The sequence below is a fragment of the Pseudomonas tremae genome (genome assembly GCF_001401155.1).
GTDB lineage: Bacteria > Pseudomonadota > Gammaproteobacteria > Pseudomonadales > Pseudomonadaceae > Aquipseudomonas > Aquipseudomonas tremae.
Genome location: NZ_LJRO01000270.1, coordinates 1 through 558, shown reverse-complemented (window position 1 = coordinate 558; position 558 = coordinate 1). Strand labels below are relative to the sequence as shown.

At 58.6% G+C, this 558-nt stretch carries 1 protein-coding gene and 1 pseudogene; both read left to right on the top strand.

Annotated features, from left to right (window positions below; translation table 11 throughout):
• A partial coding sequence (locus ALO43_RS16165; RefSeq protein ID WP_235812539.1) for a methyl-accepting chemotaxis protein occupies positions 1-415 on the top strand: 415 nt, incomplete at its 5' end.
• Positions 416-432: 17 nt separating this feature from the next.
• Positions 433-558 (top strand): annotated as a pseudogene (locus ALO43_RS31860) (rhizopine-binding protein); the annotation flags it as partial.

The following is a 558-nucleotide window of genomic DNA, read 5'->3' as shown; positions in this document are numbered from 1 at the left end:
GGGCTTTGCGGTGGTGGCCGATGAAGTACGCTCGCTGGCCAGTCGCACCCAGACCTCTACCAGCGAGATTCAGGAAATGATCGGCCAGATGCAGAGCAAGATCCACTCGGCTGTGCAGGTGATGAACGACAACCAGATCCAGTCCAATCACTGCGTGACGCTTGCTTCCGGTGCCGACCAGTTGCTGGTGGAAATGGGCGAGGCGGTGGACACGATTCGCGACATGAATATCCAGATCGCAGCTGCCACCGAGCAGCAAAGCGCAACGGTGCAGGAAACCAGTCGCATGGTCACGCACATCAACGATTCTGCCCAGCAGGCCGCCGACGGTGCCGAACAGTCTGCGAGCAGCAGTCAGGACCTGTCGAAAATGGCCAGGGATCAGCGCGAGCTGCTCCATCATTTCAGCGTTTGATGCCCGGGAGTCAGAACATGAAACAGTGGTTATCGATTTCCCTGAGTGCAAGCCTGCTGGTCGCGGGCCTGGCACAGGCGGCCACGCCATTGATCGGCGTGGGTATGGCCAAGTACAACGACAATTTTCAGACCATTCTGCGC